This is a genomic window from Campylobacter sp. JMF_01 NE2 (assembly GCF_027737365.1).
GTDB lineage: Bacteria > Campylobacterota > Campylobacteria > Campylobacterales > Campylobacteraceae > Campylobacter_B.
The window spans coordinates 1-1,555 of sequence record NZ_JAOVTR010000013.1 but is presented as its reverse complement, the minus strand read 5'-3'; the positions used below and the strand labels follow the sequence as shown (position 1 = coordinate 1,555).

Here is a 1,555-nt window from a genome sequence, read left to right as displayed (position 1 = left end):
CTTCAAAGAAAAGAAAGCGACATTAATGAGCTTTCTTTTGGAGAATCAACATTAATATCTATAAGAAAAATACAACATTATACGAAAATCATATCATAATTACAAAGCATAGATATAACATTATTTCAACAGTACTTGAACAAAGTAGGAACAATATCATAATATACACATATTCTGTTAATAGTCATTCCAAAGTAACTGGCTAATTTCATGATCACACACTTCATAACTATTATTATTACACAAGTCTGTTCAATGTCATAATAACAGTCTCTTAACAAATCGTACACTAGCTTTCATGTTTAAAGTCATTTACACACGAGATAATGCATCAGGTATAATATTGTCACGACCTTTGATATGCCTAATTTCAAGGTTGTATTCTTGTAACATCAAACTCCACCTTAACAATCTCTGGTTTTTGTTCTTAAGTTTATGAAGAAAACTGAGAGGATTATGATCACTGAAGACAACAATTGGCATAGGACTAGAGGTCAAGTATACCTCAAAATGCTGAATAGCCAAAATAAGAGCCAAACACTCTTTCTCAATAGTAGAGTAATTTCTTTGTTGTGTATTAAATTTCTTAGAGAAATAGCAAACTGGATGGTCAATGCCATTGTCGTCCTCCTGAATCAATACAGCACCAGCACCAACATCACTAGCATCTACAGCTAACTTAAAACACTTGTTAAAATCTGGAGCTAAGAGAACTGGTGTGCTCTTAAGTATGGCTTTGAGCAATCTGACACCTGTCATTCCATACAAACTTTGTACCTTTTCTTAATAGATTGGTCAAAGGTTCAGCAATAACTGAAAAATTACTACAGAATTTACGGTAGTAACCAGCCATACCAAGAAATCGCATCAGTTGTCTTTTACAATTAGGTTCAGGAAATTCAGAGATAGCTTGGACCTTAGAATCTACTGGCTTAACTTGACCCTGTCCCACAACATGTCCTAAGAATGTTAATGTAGCATGACAGAATTCACTTTTCTCAAGGTTGATAGTTAACATAGCTTCGGTGAGTCGATCGAAGAATGCTCTGATGGTCCGTAGATGGTCGTCGAACGTCTCCGTGTAGATGATAACGTCGTCAATATACGCCTTGCAGTTATCTAGACCAGCCAGGATAGAATTTATTAATCGTTGGAACGTGGCAGGAGAATTTTTCATCCCAAACGGCATAACTTTATACTGGAACAGTCCGTCTGGTGTTACAAATGCCGATATCTCTTTAGCACGATCAGTAAGAGGTACTTGCCAGAAGCCTTTCAACAGATCAAACTTTGTCACATATTTGGCTTTCCCAACATTGTCTATACAATCGTCAATTCTTGGTATTGGGAACGAATCTGTCTTTGTCACAGCATTGATTTTTTCTATAGTCAGTGCACATTCTATATGTTCCATTTGACTTGGGAACTAGAATACAAGGAGAGCTATAGTTACTTTGACTAGGTTCAATAAAGTCATTCTCCAACAAATATTTCACTTCATCTTTAAGGCACTGTTGTTTTACAGGATTCATTCTATATGGATGTTGTTTTATCG

General features: G+C 35.6%; 2 protein-coding genes. Both read right to left on the bottom strand.

The window, feature by feature from the left end:
* Nucleotides 1-312: 312 nt before the first annotated feature.
* Nucleotides 313-759 carry a Ty3/Gypsy family RNase HI domain-containing protein gene (locus OFO01_RS08895; protein ID WP_270875543.1) on the bottom strand — a complete coding sequence of 149 codons (447 nt, stop codon included), beginning with the start codon at nucleotides 757-759 and terminating at the stop codon, nucleotides 313-315.
* A complete protein-coding gene (locus OFO01_RS08890) occupies nucleotides 725-1,414 on the bottom strand; it encodes a reverse transcriptase family protein (RefSeq protein ID WP_270875542.1) in 690 nt (229 codons plus the stop codon). The genes OFO01_RS08895 and OFO01_RS08890 overlap by 35 nt, the downstream gene beginning before the upstream one ends.
* Nucleotides 1,415-1,555 lie beyond the last annotated feature (141 nt).

Bases quoted from the DNA above. Each gene is read 5' to 3' on its own strand.
- OFO01_RS08895 (WP_270875543.1), bottom strand. From the start codon at position 759: ATGACAGGTGTCAGATTGCTCAAAGCCATACTTAAGAGCACACCAGTT.
- OFO01_RS08890 (WP_270875542.1), bottom strand. From the start codon at position 1,414: ATGGAACATATAGAATGTGCACTGACTATAGAAAAAATCAATGCTGTG.